General features: G+C 73.5%; 21 protein-coding genes. 9 read left to right on the top strand and 12 right to left on the bottom strand.

Features of this window, described 5'->3' with window-relative positions; genetic code table 11:
* Nucleotides 1-164 precede the first annotated feature (164 nt).
* The 4 genes from J2S63_RS17230 (at nt 165) to J2S63_RS17215 (ending at nt 4062) form a co-directional block, all read left to right on the top strand.
* The gene (locus J2S63_RS17230; RefSeq protein WP_310304772.1) at nt 165-1358 is read left to right on the top strand and encodes a THUMP-like domain-containing protein; all 1194 of its coding nucleotides are present in this window, start codon (nt 165-167) and stop codon (nt 1356-1358) included.
* A 98-nt stretch (nt 1359-1456) separates the two neighbouring features.
* Nucleotides 1457-2098 carry a LysE family translocator gene (locus tag J2S63_RS17225; RefSeq protein ID WP_310304770.1) on the top strand — a complete coding sequence of 214 codons (642 nt, stop codon included), beginning with the start codon at nt 1457-1459 and terminating at the stop codon, nt 2096-2098.
* 168 nt (nt 2099-2266) lie between these two features.
* Nucleotides 2267-2800, top strand: a complete 534-nt coding sequence (locus tag J2S63_RS17220) for a SigE family RNA polymerase sigma factor (protein ID WP_310304769.1) — start codon at nt 2267-2269, stop codon at nt 2798-2800.
* The gene (locus tag J2S63_RS17215) at nt 2797-4062 is read left to right on the top strand and encodes a hypothetical protein (protein ID WP_310304767.1); all 1266 of its coding nucleotides are present in this window, start codon (nt 2797-2799) and stop codon (nt 4060-4062) included. Before J2S63_RS17220 ends, J2S63_RS17215 begins: the two co-directional genes overlap by 4 nt.
* Before the next feature lie 95 nt (nt 4063-4157).
* Here the strand turns inward: J2S63_RS17215 and tsaD are convergent, their stop codons facing one another.
* From tsaD to glmS, 9 genes are read right to left on the bottom strand one after another with little or no spacing between them, the layout of a single operon-like run.
* Nucleotides 4158-5201, bottom strand: a complete 1044-nt coding sequence (gene tsaD, locus J2S63_RS17210) for a tRNA (adenosine(37)-N6)-threonylcarbamoyltransferase complex transferase subunit TsaD (RefSeq protein WP_310304765.1) — start codon at nt 5199-5201, stop codon at nt 4158-4160.
* Complete coding sequence (rimI, locus tag J2S63_RS17205; protein WP_310304762.1) at nt 5194-5628, bottom strand: ribosomal protein S18-alanine N-acetyltransferase; 435 nt, start codon at nt 5626-5628, stop codon at nt 5194-5196. Before rimI ends, tsaD begins: the two co-directional genes overlap by 8 nt.
* Nucleotides 5625-6272 (bottom strand): tRNA (adenosine(37)-N6)-threonylcarbamoyltransferase complex dimerization subunit type 1 TsaB, encoded by a 648-nt coding sequence (gene tsaB, locus J2S63_RS17200; protein WP_310304761.1) that lies wholly within the window; start codon nt 6270-6272, stop codon nt 5625-5627. Before tsaB ends, rimI begins: the two co-directional genes overlap by 4 nt.
* A 10-nt stretch (nt 6273-6282) precedes the next feature.
* The gene (tsaE, locus tag J2S63_RS17195) at nt 6283-7245 is read right to left on the bottom strand and encodes a tRNA (adenosine(37)-N6)-threonylcarbamoyltransferase complex ATPase subunit type 1 TsaE (protein ID WP_310304758.1); all 963 of its coding nucleotides are present in this window, start codon (nt 7243-7245) and stop codon (nt 6283-6285) included.
* Nucleotides 7242-8369: an alpha/beta fold hydrolase gene (locus tag J2S63_RS17190; protein WP_310304756.1), complete on the bottom strand. Its 1128-nt coding sequence runs from the start codon at nt 8367-8369 to the stop codon at nt 7242-7244. Before J2S63_RS17190 ends, tsaE begins: the two co-directional genes overlap by 4 nt.
* Nucleotides 8356-9507, bottom strand: a complete 1152-nt coding sequence (gene alr / locus J2S63_RS17185; RefSeq protein ID WP_310304754.1) for an alanine racemase — start codon at nt 9505-9507, stop codon at nt 8356-8358. The genes J2S63_RS17190 and alr overlap by 14 nt, the downstream gene beginning before the upstream one ends.
* Complete coding sequence (locus tag J2S63_RS17180) at nt 9504-10922, bottom strand: NAD(P)H-hydrate dehydratase (protein WP_310304752.1); 1419 nt, start codon at nt 10920-10922, stop codon at nt 9504-9506. Before J2S63_RS17180 ends, alr begins: the two co-directional genes overlap by 4 nt.
* Nucleotides 10919-11275, bottom strand: coding sequence for a holo-ACP synthase (locus tag J2S63_RS17175; protein WP_310304750.1), 357 nt, complete (start codon nt 11273-11275; stop codon nt 10919-10921). The genes J2S63_RS17180 and J2S63_RS17175 overlap by 4 nt, the downstream gene beginning before the upstream one ends.
* Nucleotides 11276-11289: 14 nt before the next feature.
* A complete protein-coding gene (gene glmS / locus J2S63_RS17170; RefSeq protein WP_310304748.1) occupies nt 11290-13134 on the bottom strand; it encodes a glutamine--fructose-6-phosphate transaminase (isomerizing) in 1845 nt (614 codons plus the stop codon).
* A gap of 40 nt (nt 13135-13174) precedes the next feature.
* On the opposite strand from glmS, the gene coaA reads away from it, so the two are divergent.
* From coaA to J2S63_RS17150, 4 genes are all read left to right on the top strand, one after another.
* Entirely contained in the window at nt 13175-14167 is a 993-nt protein-coding gene (coaA, locus tag J2S63_RS17165) for a type I pantothenate kinase (protein WP_310304746.1), read from the top strand.
* Between the two features lie 7 nt (nt 14168-14174).
* Nucleotides 14175-15137, top strand: a complete 963-nt coding sequence (locus J2S63_RS17160) for a DUF389 domain-containing protein (protein WP_310304744.1) — start codon at nt 14175-14177, stop codon at nt 15135-15137.
* Nucleotides 15138-15146: 9 nt separating this feature from the next.
* The gene (locus J2S63_RS17155) at nt 15147-15623 is read left to right on the top strand and encodes an SRPBCC family protein (RefSeq protein ID WP_310304742.1); all 477 of its coding nucleotides are present in this window, start codon (nt 15147-15149) and stop codon (nt 15621-15623) included.
* Between the two features lie 86 nt (nt 15624-15709).
* Nucleotides 15710-16465: a hypothetical protein gene (locus J2S63_RS17150; RefSeq protein WP_310304740.1), complete on the top strand. Its 756-nt coding sequence runs from the start codon at nt 15710-15712 to the stop codon at nt 16463-16465.
* Here the strand turns inward: J2S63_RS17150 and glmM are convergent.
* From glmM to rplM, 3 genes are read right to left on the bottom strand one after another with little or no spacing between them, the layout of a single operon-like run.
* Complete coding sequence (gene glmM / locus J2S63_RS17145) at nt 16443-17807, bottom strand: phosphoglucosamine mutase (protein ID WP_310304738.1); 1365 nt, start codon at nt 17805-17807, stop codon at nt 16443-16445. The two genes, J2S63_RS17150 and glmM, sit on opposite strands and share 23 nt — an antisense overlap.
* A gap of 14 nt (nt 17808-17821) precedes the next feature.
* Nucleotides 17822-18337 (bottom strand): 30S ribosomal protein S9, encoded by a 516-nt coding sequence (gene rpsI / locus J2S63_RS17140; protein ID WP_310304736.1) that lies wholly within the window; start codon nt 18335-18337, stop codon nt 17822-17824.
* A 48-nt stretch (nt 18338-18385) separates the two neighbouring features.
* On the bottom strand, nt 18386-18829 hold the full coding sequence (gene rplM, locus J2S63_RS17135; protein ID WP_310304735.1) for a 50S ribosomal protein L13: 444 nt from the start codon (nt 18827-18829) through the stop codon (nt 18386-18388).
* Between the two features lie 336 nt (nt 18830-19165).
* Here rplM and J2S63_RS17130 point away from each other — a divergent pair, with 336 nt between their 5' ends.
* Nucleotides 19166-20464, top strand: coding sequence for a citrate synthase (locus tag J2S63_RS17130; protein ID WP_310304734.1), 1299 nt, complete (start codon nt 19166-19168; stop codon nt 20462-20464).
* The last annotated feature ends 3 nt before the right edge of the window (nt 20465-20467 follow it).

Genomic DNA, 20467 nt, shown 5'->3' with positions numbered 1-20467 from the left:
ACGGAAGACTTCTCGCTCGGGGCCTCCGGACGCCGTCGCGGGGGTCGCCTGGACTGCCGAGCGATTCAGCACTCTCAGGGTGAGAGTGCCAACTCCGAAACTAGCCCGCGACTAGCACTCGGTCAAGTCGAGTGCCAACGTGTCTGCCCTGCGAGGATCCCCCCATGGACCTGGCCACCTTCGAGCGGCTCCGCTCCCCCGAGGGGCTGCGCGTGACCGCCCGCGCGGTGGCGCTGTACGCCGGCGGCGCGGACCCCGTGCGCGCCGGTGCCGCGCTGCGGCGCGAGACCGACCCCGAGCTCGCCGCGGCGGCGATGAGCCAGGCGGCGCTGCGGGCCGCGGCCCGGGCCAAGCTCGGTGAGAACGCCGACCGGCTGTGGTTCACCCCCGACGCGCTGGAGCAGTGCACGCGCGCCGAGGTGGCGGCCCATCGCGCGGCCCGGATCTCGTTCGCCTCGCCGTCATCGGTGGTCGACCTCGGCTGCGGCATCGGGGGCGACCTGATCGCCGTCGCCCGCAGGCTCGCCCCGTCCGGCACCCCCGTGGCCGGGGTCGAGCTCGACCCGGTGCGCGCGGCCATGGCGCAGGCCAACCTCGCGGCGCTCGGCCTGTCCGCAGCCGTCATGACCGGTGACGCCACGACGCTCGACCTCGCGCCGTTCGGCCTCGTCGTCGCCGACCCCGCGCGGCGCACCGGGCGGGGTCGCACGTTCGACCCCGACGCCTACGTCCCCCCGTGGTCCTGGGTCGAGCAGCTCCTGCAGCGCCCCAGCGTCGTCAAGGTCGCGCCCGGGATCCCGCACGACCGCGTGCCCGCCGGCGTCGAGGCCGAGTGGGTGAGCTTCCGGGGCGAGGTCAAGGAGGCGGCGCTGTGGTCCTCCCACCTGGCCACCACGGCCCGTCGGGCCACCGTGATCCAGCCCGGTGGGCTCGCGACGCTCACCGCCGAGGACGACCCGGGCCCGGCTGCGGTGGGCACCGGCCCGGTGTCGGACTACCTCTTCGAGCCCGACGGCGCGGTCATCCGGGCCGGTCTGGTCACCGCGGTCGCGGCCAGCCTCGGCGGCACGCTGGTCGACCCGCAGATCGCCTACGTCACCGCGCCCACGGCCGGCCACACGCCGTACGCCGTGGGCTACGAGGTCCTCGAGGAGCTGCCCTTCGCCGAGAAGCGGCTGCGCGCCGCGCTCCGCGAGCGTCACGTCGGCCGGCTCACGATCAAGAAGCGCGGCGTCGGGATCGTCCCCGAGCAGCTGCGCAAGAGGCTCGCGCTCTCCGGCGACCAGGAGGCGACCATCGTGGTCACCCGCGTCGCCGGCAAGGCGACGGTCCTCAGCGTCCGGCCGCTGCGGCCGTGACCCGAGGCCGCACGACCGTGCTCGCGGCGTACGACGGCGACGCCGACCGGGCCGAAAGTCGCTGGCCGGTCCCGAGGGCGCGCTGGGAGACTCGACCCATGCCCGTGACCACCGAGCACCTCCTCGGCTTCGCCCTCGCGGCGCTGGTGATCATCGCGATCCCCGGGCCGAGCGTGCTGTTCATCGTCGGGCGCGCCCTGTCCTACGGCCGCGGGGTCGCCCTGCTGACCGTCGCCGGCAACACCGCCGGCCTGGCGGTCGTGATGACGCTCGTGGCGTTCGGGCTCGGGGCCCTCGTGGCCGAGTCGGTCACCGTGTTCACCGTGCTCAAGCTGGCCGGCGCGGCGTACCTCGTCTGGCTCGGGGTCCAGGCCATCCGCCACGGCCGGTTCGCCGACGAGACCGGCGGTGTCGGCGCCCCTGCGCTGTCGCGGCGGACCGTGCTCCGCCAGGGCTTCGCGGTCGGGGCGACCAACCCCAAGGCGTTCGCGATGGCGGCTGCCGTCCTCCCCCAGTTCGTCTCGCGGGAGACCGGCGACGCGACCGTGCAGATGCTCGTCCTCGGCGCGATCGCGGTGACGATCGGCCTCCTCAGCGACGGGCTGTGGGCCGTCATCGCCTCGCGGTTGCGGGAGTGGTTCGCCTCCTCCCCGCGGCACGGGCGCCGCCTCAGCCTGGTCGGGGGCACCTCGATCATCGGGCTCGGGATCGCCCTCGCCGCGACCGGCCGACCCGAGTAGGAGACGTTCCGGCGCGGATGCAACCTTTCCCCTCCGCGGCGCGTCCTGGTGATGTCTCCCGCACCTCGCGGGAGGCTTCGAGGGACACGAGCGGAGACGCCGATGAGCGTGGACACCACACACGTCGCCGTGCCGCGCACGCACCTACCCGCGCAGAGGAGGGGGACGATGGGTGACCGCGCGCAGCGCGACGCCGAGTTCTCCGCGTACATGGAGGCGCGGCAGGCCAGCCTGCTCCGCACCGCCTACCTGATCAGCGGAGACCGGCACACGGCCGAGGACCTCGTCCAGACGGCCCTGGCCAAGCTCTACCTCGCGTGGGACCGCGTCGAGGACCGCGGGTCGCTCGACGGCTACGTCCGACGCGTGATCGTCAACGAGCACAACTCCTTGTGGCGGCGGCCGTTCAAGCGCCGCGAGCACGCCACCGACCAGGTGCCCGAGCAGGCCGCCCCCACCCCGTCGTCGTCGGCCGGTGGCCGCGACGAGGAGCTGTGGGACCTGGTGCAGACGCTCCCCCGCAAGCAACGCGCCGCCGTCGTGCTGCGCTACTACGAGGAGCTCTCCGAGGCCGAGACCGCCGAGGTGCTCGGCGTCAGCGTCGGCACCGTGAAGTCCCAGACCAGCCGCGCGCTCGCCGCGCTCCGCAGCCGCTCCGGCGACCTGTTCGACACCGCCGGCACCACCCAGGAGGACCGATGACCAGCCACGACGAGCAGCGGCTGGGCGACGCGCTGCGTCGCCGGGCCGACTCCACCGAGCCCCACCTGCTCTCCTTCGACGACGTCACGTCCCGCGCCGGCAGCATCCGACGTCGCCGGATCGCCACCGGGGTCGTCGCCGCCGCGGCCGTCGTGGCCGTGGTCGTCCCGACCGCGATGGTCGCGACGGGCAGCACCGACCGCAGCGACCCGGGCTTCGCGACCAACACCCCGACCCCGGCGGTCACCCAGGACGTCACCCTGGACCCCAGCCCCACCGACCCGGTCACCCCCACCGGCAGGCATCAGGACGTCTCGGTCCTCGGTGACCTGCCGACCGGCGCCGCACCGAAGATCCTCGTGCGGATCGGCTCCCAGGTCCTCCTGCCCGACGGCACACGGGTCAAGGTCGGCAGCGACGCGGTCCACTCCGCGCTGGTCGACGGGCGCGTCGTGACGCTCGAGCGGGACGGTGACGGCAACGGCACGTTCGTCGTCCGCGACACGAGCGGGTCCGTCGAGGTCCAGGAGCCGGCCGACATCGACGGCGCCCTGTCCGTGACGCCCGACCGCACGGCCGCGGCGTACGTCGGCACCGACGGGCGCATCCACACCTGGAGCGAGGCCGACGGTGACCTGACCTTCTCCGCACCGCTGAAGCACGTCCAGCTCGGCCCGCTCCTCGGGTCCGGCGGCAGCTGCAAGGAGCAGGCGCCCGAGGGCGGCGGCTGCACGGTGTTCTACAGCACCGCCGACGGGCACGCCCGCTACGCCACCTCGCACGGCATCGACGACCAGGTCCCGGGGTTCGTCATGGTCAACAGCGCCCACGAGGAGCGGCTCGCCGGCCAGACCGAGTCGCTGCCCGCGGGCTCCTGCTCGGAGATCCGCAGGTCGATGGGGACCACGTCGCTGCTCAGGACCTGCGACTTCCTGCTCGAGACGTTCAGCCCCGACGGGCTCTACGTGACCGGCGGCCCGGCGTACGGCGACGGGCTGGGGCCCGCGTCGGTCGACGTCCTCGACGCCGCGACGGGCAAGTCGCTGCTGACCATCTCCGCGGCGGGCGAGCCCGGCGTCCCGTCGTACATCCCTCAGCTGGGGTGGGAGGACGACTCCCACCTGCTCGCCTCGGTGTTCGACGGCAAGGCGTGGCGCCTCGTCCGGATCGGCCTCGACGGCTCCGCCGAGCTGGCCGACGCGGGCCCGATGCCCAGCGGCGACGTCGGCGAGGTCCCGCTCCGGCTGGACGCGGGGGCCTGAGGGCCGCCGTACACCAGCGGCAGAGCTGGTGCTTCCCGAGCGAAACTTCGCTCGGGAAGCACCAAAGTCACTAGGTACCTAGTGAAACTGAGCCCCTACTGCTGCACCACCGTCACGGGCAGCGAGGAGTCCGCCGGCACGTCGAGGCCCGAGGGAGCCCGGCCGCGGGAGACCATCTCGCTCCCGAGGGCGGCGACCATCGCGCCGTTGTCGGTGCACAGGCCGGGGCGCGGGACGCGGACCCGGATCCCCTTCGCAGCGGCGCGCTCCTCGGCCATCGCGCGCAGGCGGGAGTTGGCGGCGACGCCACCGCCGATCAGCAGGTGCTCGACCCCGCGGTCCCCCGCGGCGTCGAGGGCCTTGCGCACGAGCACGTCGCAGACGGCCTCCTGGAAGGAGGCGGCGACGTCCTCGACCGGGACCGGCTCCCCCGACCGCTCACGGGCCTCGACCCAGCGGGCGACGGCCGTCTTGAGGCCGGAGAACGAGAAGTCGAAGCGGTGGCGCTCCAGGTCGCGCCGGGTGGTGAGCCCGCGCGGGAAGTCGATCGCGACCGACGACCCGGAGCGGGCGGCGCGGTCGATGTGCGGGCCGCCCGGGAACGGTAGCCCGAGCAGCCGGGCGACCTTGTCGAACGCCTCCCCCGCGGCGTCGTCGATCGTCGAGCCGAGCGGGTCGATCTCGCCGGTGACGTCCTCGACCAGCAGCAGCGACGAGTGGCCGCCGCTGACCAGCATCGCCAGGCAGGGCTCGGGCAGCGGGCCGTGCTCGAGCTGGTCGACGGCGACGTGGGCGGCGAGGTGGTTGACGGCGTAGAGCGGCTTGCCCAGGCCCAGCGCCAGCGACTTCGCCGCCGCGACCCCGACGAGCAGCGCGCCGACGAGGCCGGGACCGCTGGTCACCGAGATCGCGTCGACGTCGTCGAGCCGGATCCCGGCCGTCTCGCAGGCCCGCTCGATCGTCGGCACCATCGCCTCCAGGTGCGCCCGCGAGGCGACCTCGGGCACGACGCCGCCGAACCGGGCGTGCTCGTCGACCGACGACGCGACCGCGTCGGCGAGCAGGGTCTGCCCCCGCACGATGCCGACGCCGGTCTCGTCGCAGGAGGTCTCGATGCCGAGGACCAGCGGTTCACTCACGGGTCAGCTCCAGGGACAGGACGAGCGCGTCACGCCCGTCGCGGTAGTAGGCCGCCCGCCGGTCGATCTCGGCGAAGCCGTGCCGGGCGTAGAGGCCGAGGGCCGCCTCGTTGTCGGCCGCCACCTCGAGCAGCACCCGGGCCGCGCCGTCCGAGCGGGCCGCGTCGAGCAGCGTGGTCATGAGCGCGGAGGCGACCCCGGTCCCCCGGCGGGAGGGGTCGACGGCGATGCGCTGCAGGTCCGCGACGTCGCCCGCGGTCGCGGTCACGGCGTACGCCGACACGGGGTCGCCGTCGACCCAGGCCCGGCGGCGCGGCCCGGTCAGCTCCTCGGTCACCGAGGCGGCCGACCACGCGTCGGGACCGAACACGGCGGCCTCCAGCGCGGTCACGGCGGGGACGTCCTCGATCGTGGCCACGCGGATCACGACACCTTCTTGGGCGGTCCGGGCGCGACCGCGTCGGGGCGGCGGAGGTAGATCGGCTCGGGCTCGGTCGTGGCCCCGGTCGCGGCCAGGCGGGCGAGCACCGCGGCGTCGACCGTCGTCGGGCCGCCGGTGCGGGCGAACGCGTCGGGGTAGACCAGGACGCCGGGACCGACGACCAGCGTGTCCTCGGGGAGGCCGGCCAGCACGTCGGCCGGGCGGGAGACGGCGGGGTCGGTCAGGCGCCGCCCGTCGGAGGAGTACGACGCGTGGAACAGCTCCTTGCGCCGGGCGTCGGTCACCACGACGAACGACTCGGAGGAGGAGACCGCCGCCGCGACCGCGTCGAGCGAGCACACGCCGCGGACCGGGACGCCGAGCGCGAGCCCGAACACGCGGGCCGAGACGAGCCCGACGCGAAGACCGGTGAAGGGGCCGGGGCCGGTGCCGGCGACGATGCCGGTCAGGTCGCCGCGAGCCACACCCGCGCCGGCCAGCGCCTGCTCGACCAGGGGCGCCACCGACTCGCCGTGCTTCATCGGCCGGTCGCTGGTCAGGGAGGCGAGCACGGTGCCCTCGTGGCCCGCGGTGTCGTCGTACACCGCCACGCTGACCAGCGGGGTCGAGGTGTCGAGGGCGAGCAGCACGCGGACGAGGCTATGCGACGGGACCCGGCGCGACCGCAGCGGCCGGATCGGTGCCCAGCCAGCGGACACCCACCGGGCTCACCCGGACCACACGGGTCTCGTCGTCCTCGGTGCCGGAGCGCAGCAGGGACAGCTCGAGCCGGTCCTCGGCGAGTGCCTCGGCGATGCCGCCGCCCCACTCGACGACCGTGACCGAGTCGGCGAGGGAGACGTCGAGGTCGAGGTCGTCGAGCTCCTCCAGGCCGCCCAGGCGGTAGGCGTCGACGTGGACCAGCGGCAGCGGGCCGGGGTGGATGCGGGAGATGACGAAGGTCGGCGAGGTGACGGCGCCGCGGACGCCGAGGCCCTCTCCGAGGCCCTGGGTCAGGGTGGTCTTGCCGGCGCCGAGGTCGCCGGTCAGCAGCAAGAGGTCGCCGGGGCGGAGCAGGGCCGCGAGCCGGCGCCCGAGCGCCTGCATGTCGTCGCCGGTCGGCACGGTGACGGCGACCGGGAGCTCCTTGGCCAGGGTGAGCAGCGTGCCCTCACGGGACACCTCCCGGTAGCCCTGCCGCAGCCAGAAGTCGACGGTGGCGGGCAGCTCGGCGCGCGCGTGCAGGTGCACCCGCGGCAGCCCGCGACGCGCTGCGATGTCCTCGGCGGTCGCGGCGAGCGTGCGCGCGACGCCGAGGTGCTGGGCCGCGGGACGCACGCTGACCCGGGTCAGGAGCAGCGACTCGCCCCAGTCCGTCGTCTCGTGGTGCATCAGCAGTGCGCCCACCGGCTCACCGCCGACCGACGCCAGGAGACCGCCCTCGTCGCCCAGCTGCTCGGCGACGCTCTCCGGGGTCTCGGTGAGGGCCGGGGCCGGAGGGTCGAGCGCGGGGCGGCCGGCGAAGGCCTCGTGGATCACCGCGGCCACCTCCGCGGCCTGGTCGGGCGCGGCCTCGCCGACCTGGATGCGGGCCATGTCGGCGGTGCCGGACGAGCCGGTCACGACGCGCCTCCCGAGGTCGCCCGGCCCGGCCCGAGCGCCGCGGCCTCCGCGGCGTGCACGTGCTGGTCGGCGGCGAGGAGGAGGTCGTCGAGCTCGCGGTTGACCCGGTCCTTGAACTCGAAGAGCGACATGTGGCCGCCGCCGCGCAGCTCGACGAGCCGGGAGCCCGGGATGCGCGAGTGCAGCTTGCGCGCGTGGCTGATCGAGGTGAGCTTGTCCTTGGTGCCGCACATGATCCAGGTCGGGACCTGGGCGAAGGCCTCGACGACGTGGAACTTGTCGAGCGAGTCGAACTGCGGGATGAACTCCACGAGCACGTTGAGCGGCACCTCGGCGATCTCGCGGTCGAGGAACTCCACCCATGCGGCCGGGACGGCGCCGTCGCCGAAGGCGAACTCGCGGATCACCGCGAAGGCGACCGCCGAGCCGCGCTTGCGGACCAGCTCCAGCAGCCGCTCGCGCTGCGAGGCCATCACCAGCCCGCGCTCCACGACGCGGCGGCCGAGCGCGTCGGGGATCCAGCGCGACAGCATGCGGTGCGTGTGCAGGCTGCCGGCGGTCGTCGAGACGAGCGCGGTGCCGACGACCTTGTCGCCGAACAGCTCGGGGTGCTCCTCGGCGAGGGCGACGATCGACATGCCGCCCATCGAGTGGCCGACCAGCACGACGGGCTCGTCACCGGTCAGCTGGGTGAGGACCGCGAAGAGGTCGCGCCCGAGCTGCTCGATCGTGGCGTGGCCGTCGGGCGAGCGTTCGCTGCGACCGTGGGACCGCTGGTCGTAGAGCACGATGCGCCGGCGCCCGCGCAGCGCGGCCCGCTGGTAGTGCCAGCAGTCCTGGGTCATCGCGAAGCCGTGCACGAGCACCACCGTGGCGTCGGTGCGGCGGCGCGCGGCCTGTCCGGTGGAGTACGGCGAGACCTCGTCGACCTCGGCGTGCAGGCGGATCCCGTCGTCGGTGAGCACCTGGTGGACCTCGCCGCGCAGGCTGCCGAGGCCGTCCGGGTCCTCGCGGCGCGCGCGCCTGCGCTGCCGCCGCCCGAGGGTCTGGTCGGCGAGGTAGCCGGTCGCGCCGACCCCTGCGACCGTGCCCACGAGCCGGGCCACCTGCCTAGTGCTCGGCATCTCCACCTCCCCGGTGACGACGGGCGAACCGGCCGCCCACCCTGGTCACGATCTCGTAGGAGATCGTGCCGCACGCCTCGGCCCAGTCCTGCGCCGTGGGCTCGCCGTGGGACCCGTCGCCCCACAGCAGGACCTCGTCCCCCGCTGTGGCCGCGGTGCCGGCCCCGAGGTCGACGACCAGCTGGTCCATGCAGATCCGGCCGGCGACCCGGGCGCGGACCCCTCCTGCGAGGACCTCTGCCCGCGAGGAGGCCGCGCGAGGCACGCCGTCGCCGTACCCCACCGGCACGAGGCCGACCCGGGTGTCCTCGCGCGCGGTCCAGGTGTGGCCGTAGGACACCCCGGCGCCGGCCGGCACGTCCTTGACCAGCGCGAGCGTCGCCCGGGCGGTCATCGCCGGGCGCAGGCCGAAGCCGGCGGCGTCGCGCACCTCGGGCGCCGGGGAGAGGCCGTACGACGCCAGGCCGCACCGCACGAGGTCGAAGCGCGAGGACGGACGCAGCAGCGCGGCGGCCGAGTTGGCCAGGTGCCGCCAGCGCGGCCTCAGCCCGGCCGCGGTGGCGACCTCGAGCGCGGCCCGGAAGGCCGCTTCCTGGGCGTCGTTGGCCGGGTGCTCGGGCTCGTCGCTGCACGCGAAGTGCGACCAGACGCCCACGACCTCGACGTCGCCGGCCTCCTCGGCGGCGCGGGCCGCGGCGACCAGCCCGGGCCAGTCCGCGGCGGTGGCGCCGCTCCTGGAGAGCCCGGTGTCGACCTTGAGCTGGAGCCCGGCGGTGCGTCCGAGCGAGCGCGCGGCCGACGCGACCGCCGCCACCTGGTCGACCGTGGAGGCGGTCACGACGACGTCGGCGGCGAGCGCCGGGGCGTAGTCCTCGCCCGGCACCGCCAGCCAGCACAGCAGCGGCCCGGTGTCGCCGGCCGCACGCAGGGCCAGCGCCTCCTCCGCGACCGCCACGCCGAGCCAGCTCGCGCCCGCCGCGCGGGCGGCCCGCGCGACCTCGACCATGCCGTGGCCGTAGCCGTCGGCCTTGACCACCACCATCACCTCGGCCGGCGCGACGACCTCGCGCAGGTGGGCCACGTTGGCCCGGACCGCGTCGAGGTCGACCACCAGCTCGGCCCTCACGACAGGGCTCACGGCCCCTCCCGCAGCAGCCGCGCGCACAGCTCGGGGATCGCGCGCGCCACCTCGGCGGCGCTCACGGGTCCCTCGGGCCGGGCCAGGGCGGCCGCGGCGCCGTGCACCCACGAGCCCACGCTCGCGGCGTCGTACGCCGAGAGGCCGGCGGCGAGCAGCGCGCCGACGAGACCGCCCAGGACGTCACCCGCCCCGGCGGTCGCGAGCCACGGCGGCCCGACGGTGGTGACCCGGACCCGGCCGTCGGGGTGGGCGACGACCGTGTGGCGGCTCTTGAGCATCACCACGCAGCCGAACCTCGCCGCGGCCCGGCGTGCCGACCCGAGCTGGTCGGCCTCGACCTCCTCGCGCGGCACGCCGGTCATCCGCGCCAGCTCGCCGGCGTGGGGGGTGAGGACCGCGGGCCGGCCCGCGACTCCCCCGCACTCCTCGAGCACGGACAGCGCGTCGGCGTCGACCACGACCGGGACGTCGTCGGCCAGGGCCGCCCGCAGCTGCTCGGCGGACGAGTCGCCGCCGCCCGAGCCGACGACCCAGGCCTGGACGCGTCCCGTGCCGACGACCGCCTCGGGGTGGGCCGCCTGCACCAGGGCGATGACCGGCGCGGCCTCCTCCAGCGAGCCGGCGGGCACGAACCGCACCATCCCGGCGAGCCCGCAGGCCGCGCCGGAGACCGAGAGGACGCCCGCGCCGCGGTAGTCGGCGGACCCGGCCCGGACCCCGACGACGCCGCGGGTGTACTTGTGCGCCGCCGGCGCCGGCTGCGGCAGCAGCGCCGCGACGTCGTGCTCCTGCAGCGCCTCCACCGGGGCGGGCGGCAGGTCGAGCCCGAGGTCGACCAGGTGCACGACCCCGCACGCCCGCGCGCCGGGGTCCACCAGGTGCACGGGCTTGTGCGTCCCGAACGTCACGGTGAGGTCGGCCGCCACGTGCGGCCCGTCGACCAGGCCGCCGTCGACCCCGACCCCGGAGGGCGTGTCGACCGCGACCCAGGTGAGGTGGCTCAGCGACCCGACGAGCGCGGCGGCCTCGGGGCGCAGCGGTCCCGAGCCGCCGATGCCGACGATGCCGTCCACCGCCACGTCGTACGACGGCCCGGGGGTCTGCACGACGCGGCCGCCCGCTGCCCGGAGAGCGGCGAGGCCGCCGTGATGGGTCCGGTCGGGCGACAGCAGCACGCAGTCCACCGCGGCGCCGCGCCGGGCCAGGCGCGCGCCGGCGTGGAGCGTGTCGCCGCCGTTGTTGCCGGCCCCGACCACGAGCAGGACACGGGCGCCGTAGACGTGACCGAGCAGGTCGGCCAGGGCGGTCGCGAGCCCTGCGGCCGCGCGCTGCATGAGCGCGCCGTCGGGGGTGACCGCGAAGGCCGCCTCCTCGGCCGTGCGGACCTGCTCGACGGTGTGGGCGCGTCTCACGAGTCGCGCTCCAGCACCACGAAGGCCGTGACGATGCCGCCGTCGTGGCTCAGCGAGAGGTGCGCGGAGGTGGCGCCGAGGCCGTCGGCCGCGGCCGCCACGGTGCCGCTCAGGCGCCAGGTGGGCCGGCCGTCGGGCTCCCGCACGACCTCGGCGTGGTGCCAGTCCAGCCCGGCCGGGCAGCCCAGCGCCTTGGCGATCGCCTCCTTGGCGGCGAAGCGCCCCGCCAGGGACTCGCCGGTCAGCACGCGCTCGGCGTCGGTGAACAGCCGGTCCGCGAGCGTGGGCGTGCGCCGCAGCGACTCCGCGAACCGTGCGGTGTCGCACACGTCGACCCCGATCCCGACGATCACCGGACCTCCCGGGGCTACTCGACGGTGACGGACTTGGCCAGGTTGCGCGGCTGGTCCACGTCGTGGCCCATGAGGGTCGCGAGCTCGCAGGCGAACAGCTGCAGCGGCACGACCGCGGCGACCGGCTGGAGCAGCGTCGAGGCCTTGGGCAGCCGGAAGATCACGTCGGCGTAGTCGTCGACCGCGTCGTCGCCCTCCTCGGCCAGCACGATCATGCGGGCACCGCGGGCGCGCACCTCCTGCATGCCGCTGATCATCTTGTCGTGCAGCAGGTCGCGACCGGGCGGGGGCACGACGCAGAAGACCGGAAGCCCCTCCTCGATCAGCGCGATCGGGCCGTGCTTGAGCTCGCCGGCGGCGAAGCCTTCGGCGTGGATGTAGGCCAGCTCCTTGAGCTTGAGCGCCCCCTCGAGCGCGACCGGGAAGCCGGCGTGACGCCCCAGGAACAGCACCGAGCGGGCGTCCTGCAGGTCCTGCGCGAGGGCGTAGATCTGGTCGGCCTGGCCCAGCACCTGCTCGACCTTGGCCGGCAGCCCGGCGAGCTCGTCGACGACCGACGCGATCTCGTCACCGAAGCGCGTCCCGCGGACCTGGGCGAGGTAGAGCCCGAGCAGGTAGCAGGCGATGAGCTGGGTCATGAAGCCCTTGGTCGACGCGACGCCGATCTCCGGGCCGGCGTGGGTGTAGATCACCGCGTCGGACTCGCGCGGGATCGTCGAGCCGTTGGTGTTGCAGATCGCCAGCACCTTGGCGCGCTGCTCGCGCGCGTGGCGGATCGCCATCAGGGTGTCGGCGGTCTCGCCCGACTGGCTGATCGCGACCACGAGCGTGTCGCGGGTCAGGATCGGGTCGCGGTAGCGGAACTCGTGGGCCAGCTCGACCTCGCACGGGATCCGGGTCCAGTGCTCGATGGCGTACTTCGCCACCAGGCCGGCGTAGAACGCGGTCCCGCACGCGGTGATGATGATCTTGTCGACGTCGCGCAGCTCGTCCTCGCTCATACGGATCTCGTCGAGCTGGAGCTTGCCGCTGTCGTCGTGGCGACCCAGCAGCGAGTCCGCGATCGCCCGCGGCTGCTCGAAGATCTCCTTGCGCATGAACCAGTCGTAGCCGTCCTTCTCGGCTGCGGTGAGGTCCCAGTCGATCTCGTAGGCACGGGCCTGCGCCGGGTTGCCCTCGAAGTCGGTCACCTCCACCGCGTCGCGGGTGATCGTCACGACCTGGTCCTGGCCGAGCTCGAGCGCGTGACGGGTGTGCTCGATGAACGCCGCGACGTCGGAGCCCAGGAAGTTCTCGCCCTCGCCGACGCCGACGACCAGCGGGGAGTTGCGGCGCGCCGCGACCACCCGGTCGGGGTCCTGGGCGTCGACGGCGACCAGGGTGAAGGCACCGCGCAGCCGGCGGCACACGTCCTGCATCGCGGTGGTGAGGTCGGCGCCCTCGGCGACGGCGATCTCCAGCAGGTGCGCGGCGACCTCGGTGTCGGTGTCGGAGCGCAGGTCGTGCCCGGCGGCCTCGAGCTCGTGCCGCAGCGAGGCGAAGTTCTCGATGATCCCGTTGTGGACGACCGCCACGCGCTCCTTCTGCCCGCGGTGCGGGTGGGCGTTGCGGTCGGTGGGCGGGCCGTGGGTGGCCCAGCGGGTGTGCCCGATGCCGATCGTCGACTCCGGGAGCGGGTGCTCCTCGAGCGCCTTGTCCAGGTTGGTCAGCTTGCCGGCACGCTTGTCACCGACCAGGCCCCCCTCGTGGACCAGCGCCACCCCGGCGGAGTCGTAGCCGCGGTACTCCAGCCTCCGCAGGCCCTCCACGATGACGCGCTCGGCCGACTTCGGGCCGACGTACCCCACGATTCCGCACATGGGGTCAGCCTAGCGACGCCCGTGGGCAAGAATGCTCCGCATGACCTCGGCCCAGCAGTCCGCCGCCTCGGCGGACCGCGACCACGCGCGAGAGCGGGACCACTCGCCCTTCGTCGAGCTCGACCGCAGTGCCTGGGCGGCCCTCGGCGCGGCGACCGAGCAGCCGCTGACCTCCGAGGAGATCGAGCGCGTGCGGGGGCTCGGCGACGAGCTCGACCTCGACGAGGTCGTGCAGGTCTACCTGCCCCTGTCCCGCCTGCTCAGCCTCTACGTCGAGGCCGCGGGCCAGCTGCACCGCGCCCAGGAGTCGTTCCTCGACCAGCCCCAGCCGCCGCGCACCCCGTTCGTCATCGGGGTGGCCGGCTCGGTGGCGGTGGGCAAGTCGACGACCGCGCGCGTCCTCCAGCAGATGCTCGCCCACTGGCCGGCCCACCCCTCGGTCGCGCTGGTCACCACCGACGGGTTCCTGCTGCCCAACGCCGAGCTCGAGCGCCGCGGGCTCCTGCACCGCAAGGGGTTCCCGGAGTCCTACGACCGCAAGGCGCTGCTCAGGTTCGTCATCGACATCAAGTCCGGCAAGGACGAGGTGGCGGCGCCGTCCTACTCCCACCTGGTCTACGACGTCGTCCCCGACAACCCGGTGACCGTCAAGGGCCCCGACATCGTCGTGGTCGAGGGGCTCAACGTCCTCCAGCCCGCGCGGGTGCGCGCCGACGGCCGCACGGGCCTCGCGGTGAGCGACTTCTTCGACTTCTCGGTCTACGTCGACGCGGCGACCAGCGACATCCGCCGGTGGTACGTCGAGCGGTTCCAGCGGCTGCGCGAGACCGCGTTCCGCGACCCGACGTCGTACTTCTCGAAGTACGCCGACCTCACCGTCACCGAGGCGGAGACCGAGGCCAACCGCATCTGGGACGAGATCAACGGCCCCAACCTGGAGCGCAACATCCTGCCCACCCGGGCGCGGGCGAGCCTCGTGCTGCGCAAGAACGCCGACCACTCGGTCTCCTGGGTCAGGCTGCGCAAGCTGTGAGACGAGCATGATCCACCTGCGGCTGCGGGTGCCCGCCGACCTCCGGGAGCAGGTGACCGAGCTGCTCTGCGACGACGAGACGGTCACCAACGTGGCGGTCCACGAGGGCGCCTTCCGCAAGCCCGAAGGCGACCTCGTCCTCGCCGACGTCGCGCGGGAGAACGCCAGCGGGGTGATCGGCTCCCTGCGCGACCTCGGGCTGCACCACCAGGGCTCGATCACCGTCGAGGACCTCTCCACGGTCCTGTCCGACGACGCGACCCGAGCCGAGAAGGCCGCCCCGGGAGCGCCCGACGACGGCGTGGTGTGGGTGGCGATCGAGGACCGGCTCCGTGCGGAGTCACGCCTGTCCTGGGCGTTCGTCGCCTTCCTCACCCTGGCCACGCTCATCGCGGGCGCCGGCCGCATCCTCGACCAACCGATCCTCATCGTGGGCGCGATGGTCGTGGGCCCGGAGTTCACCCCGATGGCCGCGATCTGCTTCGCGCTGGCGCGACCCCGGCCGCACATGGTGCCGCGCGCCCTGGCCACCTTGGCGGTCGGCTTCGTCATGGCACTGGGCCTCGCGACGCTCTGCTGGGCGGTGGGCTACCACGGCTTCGGGCTGTTCACCCCCGAGGAGGCCTCGACCGGTCCCCAGACCGACTTCATCATCCGGCCCGACATCTGGTCGTTCCTCGTCGCGCTCGTGGCCGGGTCGGCCGGCGTGCTGTCCCTCACCACCTCCAAGTCCGGGCCGCTCGTGGGGGTCTTCATCTCCGTGACGACCGTGCCCGCGATCGGGACCCTGGCCGTCGCGCTGGCCTCCGGGCTCTGGAGCGAGGTCGGGGGCTGCCTGGCCCAGCTCGGCGTCAACGTGCTGGGCATCGTCGTCGCCGGCGTCACCACCCTGTGGGTGCAGAAGCTCGTCTGGCGCCGCGTCGCCCGCCGCGGTCTGCGTCACGGTGTGCGGGCGGGAGTGGGCGGGTAGGACCCCGCCATGACTCGATTCACCTCCAGCACGCAGAGCGAGGCCGTCATCACCGCCGACCGCGACCGGGTCTGGGAGATGCTCACCGACCCCGACACCGTCGCGCGGCTCACCCCGCTGCTGCAGCGGATCGAGGTCGACGGCGACCTGTGGATCTGGCACATGGGCTCGATCCCCGGCCTGCCGGTGAAGTTCGCGCCGACGTTCACCGAGCGCATGAAGGAGACCCCCAAGGAGCGCATCGAGTACGAGCACGCCCCGCGCGGCGGCAAGGAGCCCGCCGCGGTCAAGGGGTGGTACTCCCTCGAGGACCACCCCAAGGGCGTCCGGCTCGGCATCTACCTCGAGATCTGCGTGGCCCTCCCCCTGCCCAAGGTCGCCGGCGGCATGGTCCAGGGCGTGATGTCCCAGGTGATGAACCAGATGGGCGACCGGTTCGCCAAGCGCATGCTGGCCGAGCTCGACGCGGAGGAGGTCGCCGCCTGACCACGAGGGACCGGTCCGAGGAGCGCCTGCTCACCGCGGCGGTCTCGCTGCTGGGGATCGGCGGAGCCGGGCTCAACCTGGGCCTGGTGCCCCACGTCACCGACGACCCGTCGTACGACGGCGGGGTGCCGCTCGAGGTGCTGCTCACGGCGCAGGGCGTCCTCGCGGGCCTCGCCGCTCTCGTCTACGTCGTGGTCTGGGCGCGGCGCACCCTCGGGGAGGACGTCGAGGTGCTCGAGGCCGACCTTCGGCGCGAGACGAAGGGTGAGACCCACCTGCCGCGGCTGCCGCACCCGTGGCGCCTGGTCGGGCTGGGCTACCTCACCCCGATGCTCCTGTCGATGCTGGTGCTGTGCCTGGTCGACGTCCCGGCCGACGCGCTCTTCGCGACCCCGGTGACCGTCGCGGGCCACGTGCTGGTGCTGCTCGTGGTCGTCGGGCTCGGGCCCCTCGCGGTCCTCCCGCCGCTGGGCCTGTTCCGCATCGTCCGTGGCCGGGGCCTGCGGCGCCATGCCAGGGCCGCGGTCTTCCTCGTGCTCCTGCTGTGCCTCGTGCCCTGGGCGGCGTTGGGCACCTGGGCCGCCCAGTCGCCGTACGAAGGCTCGCGGTCGCCCGACTGGCTGCTCATGCTCGGGATCCAGCGCGACGGGGTGGAGGTGCGCCACGTCGTCGCCCTGCGGGCCGCCCAGGTGCTCACCTACGTGGTCGCCGCGCTCCTGGCGTCCACGCTGTGGCTGCGCCGCAAGCAGGCGACCGACGACGATCCCGACAGACCCGACGGCGGCCCCGACGGCGGCCCCGACGGCGGCCCCGGCGGGGTCAGAGCGCCAGACGCTCCTTGACCACGGCGGCCAGCCGGTCGGCGGTCTCGCGCGCGTCCTCGGGGGTCGCGGCCTCGACCATCACCCGCACCAGGGGCTCGGTGCCGGAGGGACGCAGCAGCACCCGCCCGGAACCCGCCAGGCGCTCCTCCTCGCGGGCCACGGCGGCGCGCAGCTCCTCGTCGGTGCCGGCGCGCTCCTTGTCCACCCCGCCGACGTTGACCAGCACCTGCGGCAGGTGCTTCATCACCGAGGCCAGCGTGGCCAGGTCCTGACCGGTCTGCGCCATGCGGCTCAGGACCGTCAGCGCCGTCAAGGTGCCGTCGCCGGTGGTGGCGTGGTCGCTGAGGATCACGTGGCCGGACTGCTCGCCGCCCAGGCTGAAGCCGCCACGCTGCATCTCCTCGAGCACGTAGCGGTCGCCCACCTTGGTCTGCGTGACCGTGATGTCGGCGCGCTCCATGGCGTGGACGAAGCCGAGGTTGCTCATCACCGTGGCGACCACGGTGTCGTGCGCCAGGCGGCCGCGGTCGCGCAGGGTGAGGGCCAGGATCGCGAGGATCTGGTCGCCGTCGACCACGTTGCCGGCCGCGTCCACGGCCAGGCACCGGTCGGCGTCGCCGTCGAGCGCGAAGCCCACGTGGGCGCCGCGGTCCACGACGGCCTGCTGCAGCGGGCCCAGGTGCGTCGAGCCGCACCCGTCGTTGATGTTGCGCCCGTCGGGCGCGGCGTTGATCGCGATCACCTCGGCACCGGCGGTGCGCAGCGCGGCGGGCGCGGAGGCGTGGGCCGCCCCGTGGGCGCAGTCCACGATCACCTTGAGCCCCTCGAGGCCGTTGGGCAGTGCGCCGACCAGGTGGGCGACGTACTGGTGCATGCCCTGGTAGTGGTACTTGACCCGACCGATCTGGGCGCCGGTGGGCCGGTCCCACGGCTCGCGCAGCCGCTGCTCGATCAGCTCCTCGACCTCGTCGTCGAGCTTGACGCCGCCCCGCTTGAGGAACTTGATCCCGTTGTCGGGCATCGGGTTGTGGCTCGCCGAGATCATCACGCCGAGGTCGACGTCGAGGTGCCCGGTGAGGAAGGCGACCCCCGGCGTCGGGAGGACCCCGACGCGCAGGACGTCGACGCCCGCCGAGGCCAGGCCCGCGACGACCGCGGCCTCGAGGAACTCGCCGGACAGCCGGGTGTCGCGGCCCACGACGGCACGAGGCCGGTGCCCCTTGAAGGCACCGGCCTCGCCCAGCACGTGGGCGGCAGCGACGGACAGGTCGAGCGCGAGCTCGGCGGTGAGCAGGCCGTTGGCGAGCCCTCGGACACCATCGGTGCCGAAGACCCGCTTGCGCTCGGCTCGCTCGGCCATCGTGCCGGCCAAGATCAGCGCTTGCTGTACTGCGGCGCCTTGCGGGCCTTCTTGAGACCGGCCTTCTTGCGCTCGATGACGCGGGCGTCGCGGGTCAGCAGGCCGGCCTTCTTGAGCGACGGGCGGTTGGCCTCGACGTCGACGGCGTTGAGCGCACGGGCCACGCCCAGGCGCAGGGCGCCGGCCTGGCCGGTGATGCCGCCACCGTGGATGCGGGCGATCACGTCGAAGCGGCCGACCAGGTCCGTGGTCACGAAGGGCTCGTTGACGACCTGCTGGTGCAGCTTGTTGGGGAAGTAGGAGTCGAGCGTGCGGCCGTTGACGGTCCACTGGCCGGTGCCGGGCACCAGGCGGACGCGGGCGACGGCCTCCTTGCGACGGCCGGTGGCCGCGGAGGGGGCGATGGTGGCCGGGCGCTGCGGGGCGTCGGCGGACGGGGCGCTCTCGGAGGTGTAGGCGACGCCCTCGGAGTTGGTCTCGAAGGTCTCGTCAGCCTGGTCGGTGGGCTGCTCGGTGGTCGTGTCGGTCACGAAGATGTCCTTGTTCTCGCTACTCGAAAAAGTCTGGGTGCTCGGGGATTACTGGGAGATCTGGGTGATCTCGTAGGGCTGGGCCTTCTGGGCCTGGTGCGGGTGGTTCGGCCCGGCGTAGACCTTGAGCTTCTTGAGCACCTGACGACCGAGGCGGTTCTTGGGGAGCATGCCCCACACGGCCTTCTCGATGGCCCTGCGCGGGTCCTTCTCCAGCAGATCGCCGAAGGCGGTGGCGGAGAGGCCGCCCGGGTAGCCCGAGTGGCGGTAGGCGATCTTGGTGTTCTTCTTGTTGCCCGACAGCGCGACCTTGTCGGCGTTGACGATGATCACGAAGTCGCCGCCGTCCATGTGCGGGGCGAAGGTCGGCTTGTGCTTGCCTCGCAGGAGGTTCGCGGTGGTGGTGGCCAGGCGGCCGAGGACCACGTCGGTGGCGTCGATGACGTGCCACTCGCGCTGGATGTCGGCGGGCTTGGGACTGTAGGTGCGCACGGGCGCTCCCTCTCCTTCGTTCGTGACCGCACGGCTGTTCGGACGAATCAGGCGGCGTGCGGCTTGGTGGTGGACCTGCGACTGTGACGAACACTGCCCGGATCCGGCCTGGCGGGCCGGTCTCGGATCTGCGTGGTCCGGCGAGGAGCCGGCGCCACGCGGCACGAGCCGCAGCGAGCCATGCTACCGACGTACGACGGGCGGGGCAAAACGCGGCCCGCCCCCGCGTTCTCACGCCTCGGGGGCTCGGTTTCCTGTCCCTGGGCGGGGGAATAGGTTGGGCGGCGGGCGACCCCCTCAATTCCAGCTCACCAGCATCCGAGATCAGGAGCCGACGTGACCGACGCCGACCAGTCCCTCTCCGTCCGGGACAACCGCACGGGCAAGGACTACACCCTCGAGATCACCGACGGGACGCTGCGGGCAGCGGACTTCGCCAAGATCCGCACCGACGAGGACGAGCCCGGTCTGGCGCTCTACGACCCCGGCTTCACCAACACCGCCTCGTGCCGCTCCGCGGTCACCTTCATCGACGGCGAGAAGGGCATCCTGGAGTACCGCGGCTACCCGATCGAGCAGCTGGCCGAGAAGTCGACGTTCCTCGAGGTCGCCTACCTGCTCATCTACGGCGAGCTGCCCTCCAAGGAGCAGTACGAGCAGTGGGTGCACGAGATCACCTACCACACGTTCGTGCACGAGAACGTCAAGGGCTTCATGCACGGCTTCCGCTACGACGCCCACCCGATGGGCATGCTGATGGCCTCCGTCGGCGCGCTCTCGACGTTCTACCCGGAGTCCAACGACATCAAGGACGCCGACAACCGTCACCTCCAGATCGTCCGGATGATCGCCAAGATGCCGACCCTCGGCGCGTGGGCCTTCCGGCACGCACAGGGCAAGCCCTTCGTCTACCCCGACAACGAGCTGTCCTACACCGAGAACTTCCTCTCGATGCTCTTCCGCATGAGCGAGCAGTCCTACGCCGCCGACCCGCGCATCGCCAAGGCCCTCGACGTGCTGTTCATCCTCCACGCCGACCACGAGCAGAACTGCTCGACCAACGCGGTCCGCTCCGTCGGCTCCTCGCAGGTCGACCCCTACTCCTCGGTGGCGGCCGGCGTCGCGGCGCTCTACGGCCCCCTGCACGGCGGCGCCAACGAGGCCGTCCTCAAGATGCTGCGCCGCATCGGGTCCAAGGAGAACATCCCCGACTTCATCCAGGGCGTGAAGGACGGCGACGAGCGCCTCATGGGCTTCGGCCACCGGGTCTACAAGAACTACGACCCGCGCGCCAAGATCATCAAGAAGGCCTGCGACGACGTCTTCGAGGTCACCGGGGTCAACCCGCTGCTCGAGATCGCCCAGGAGCTGGAGAAGATCGCGCTCGAGGACGACTACTTCGTGCAGCGCAAGCTCTACCCCAACGTGGACTTCTACTCCGGCCTCATCTACGAGGCCCTGTCCTTCCCGCCGGAGATGTTCACCGTCCTGTTCGCGATCGGCCGCACCCCGGGCTGGCTGGCCCAGTGGCTCGAGCTGGTCCAGGACAAGGAGCAGAAGATCGCGCGTCCCAAGCAGATCTACACCGGCGACCGCACCGTCGACTTCGTGCCCCGCGAGGAGCGATGGGCCTGACCG

The organism is Nocardioides marmoribigeumensis, assembly GCF_031458325.1.
Classification (GTDB): domain Bacteria; phylum Actinomycetota; class Actinomycetes; order Propionibacteriales; family Nocardioidaceae; genus Marmoricola_A; species Marmoricola_A marmoribigeumensis.
The sequence above is the reverse complement of the archived record's forward strand: the minus strand, read 5'-3'. Positions and strand labels throughout refer to the sequence as shown.

Bases quoted from the DNA above. Each gene is read 5' to 3' on its own strand.
- J2S63_RS17190 (WP_310304756.1), bottom strand. From the start codon at position 8,369: ATGCCGAGCACTAGGCAGGTGGCCCGGCTCGTGGGCACGGTCGCAGGG.
- J2S63_RS17160 (WP_310304744.1), top strand. From the start codon at position 14,175: ATGATCCACCTGCGGCTGCGGGTGCCCGCCGACCTCCGGGAGCAGGTG.
- J2S63_RS17230 (WP_310304772.1), top strand. From the start codon at position 165: ATGGACCTGGCCACCTTCGAGCGGCTCCGCTCCCCCGAGGGGCTGCGC.
- glmM (WP_310304738.1), bottom strand. From the start codon at position 17,807: ATGGCCGAGCGAGCCGAGCGCAAGCGGGTCTTCGGCACCGATGGTGTC.
- J2S63_RS17155 (WP_310304742.1), top strand. From the start codon at position 15,147: ATGACTCGATTCACCTCCAGCACGCAGAGCGAGGCCGTCATCACCGCC.
- J2S63_RS17215 (WP_310304767.1), top strand. From the start codon at position 2,797: ATGACCAGCCACGACGAGCAGCGGCTGGGCGACGCGCTGCGTCGCCGG.
- coaA (WP_310304746.1), top strand. From the start codon at position 13,175: ATGACCTCGGCCCAGCAGTCCGCCGCCTCGGCGGACCGCGACCACGCG.
- glmS (WP_310304748.1), bottom strand. From the start codon at position 13,134: ATGTGCGGAATCGTGGGGTACGTCGGCCCGAAGTCGGCCGAGCGCGTC.
- J2S63_RS17225 (WP_310304770.1), top strand. From the start codon at position 1,457: ATGCCCGTGACCACCGAGCACCTCCTCGGCTTCGCCCTCGCGGCGCTG.
- J2S63_RS17220 (WP_310304769.1), top strand. From the start codon at position 2,267: ATGGGTGACCGCGCGCAGCGCGACGCCGAGTTCTCCGCGTACATGGAG.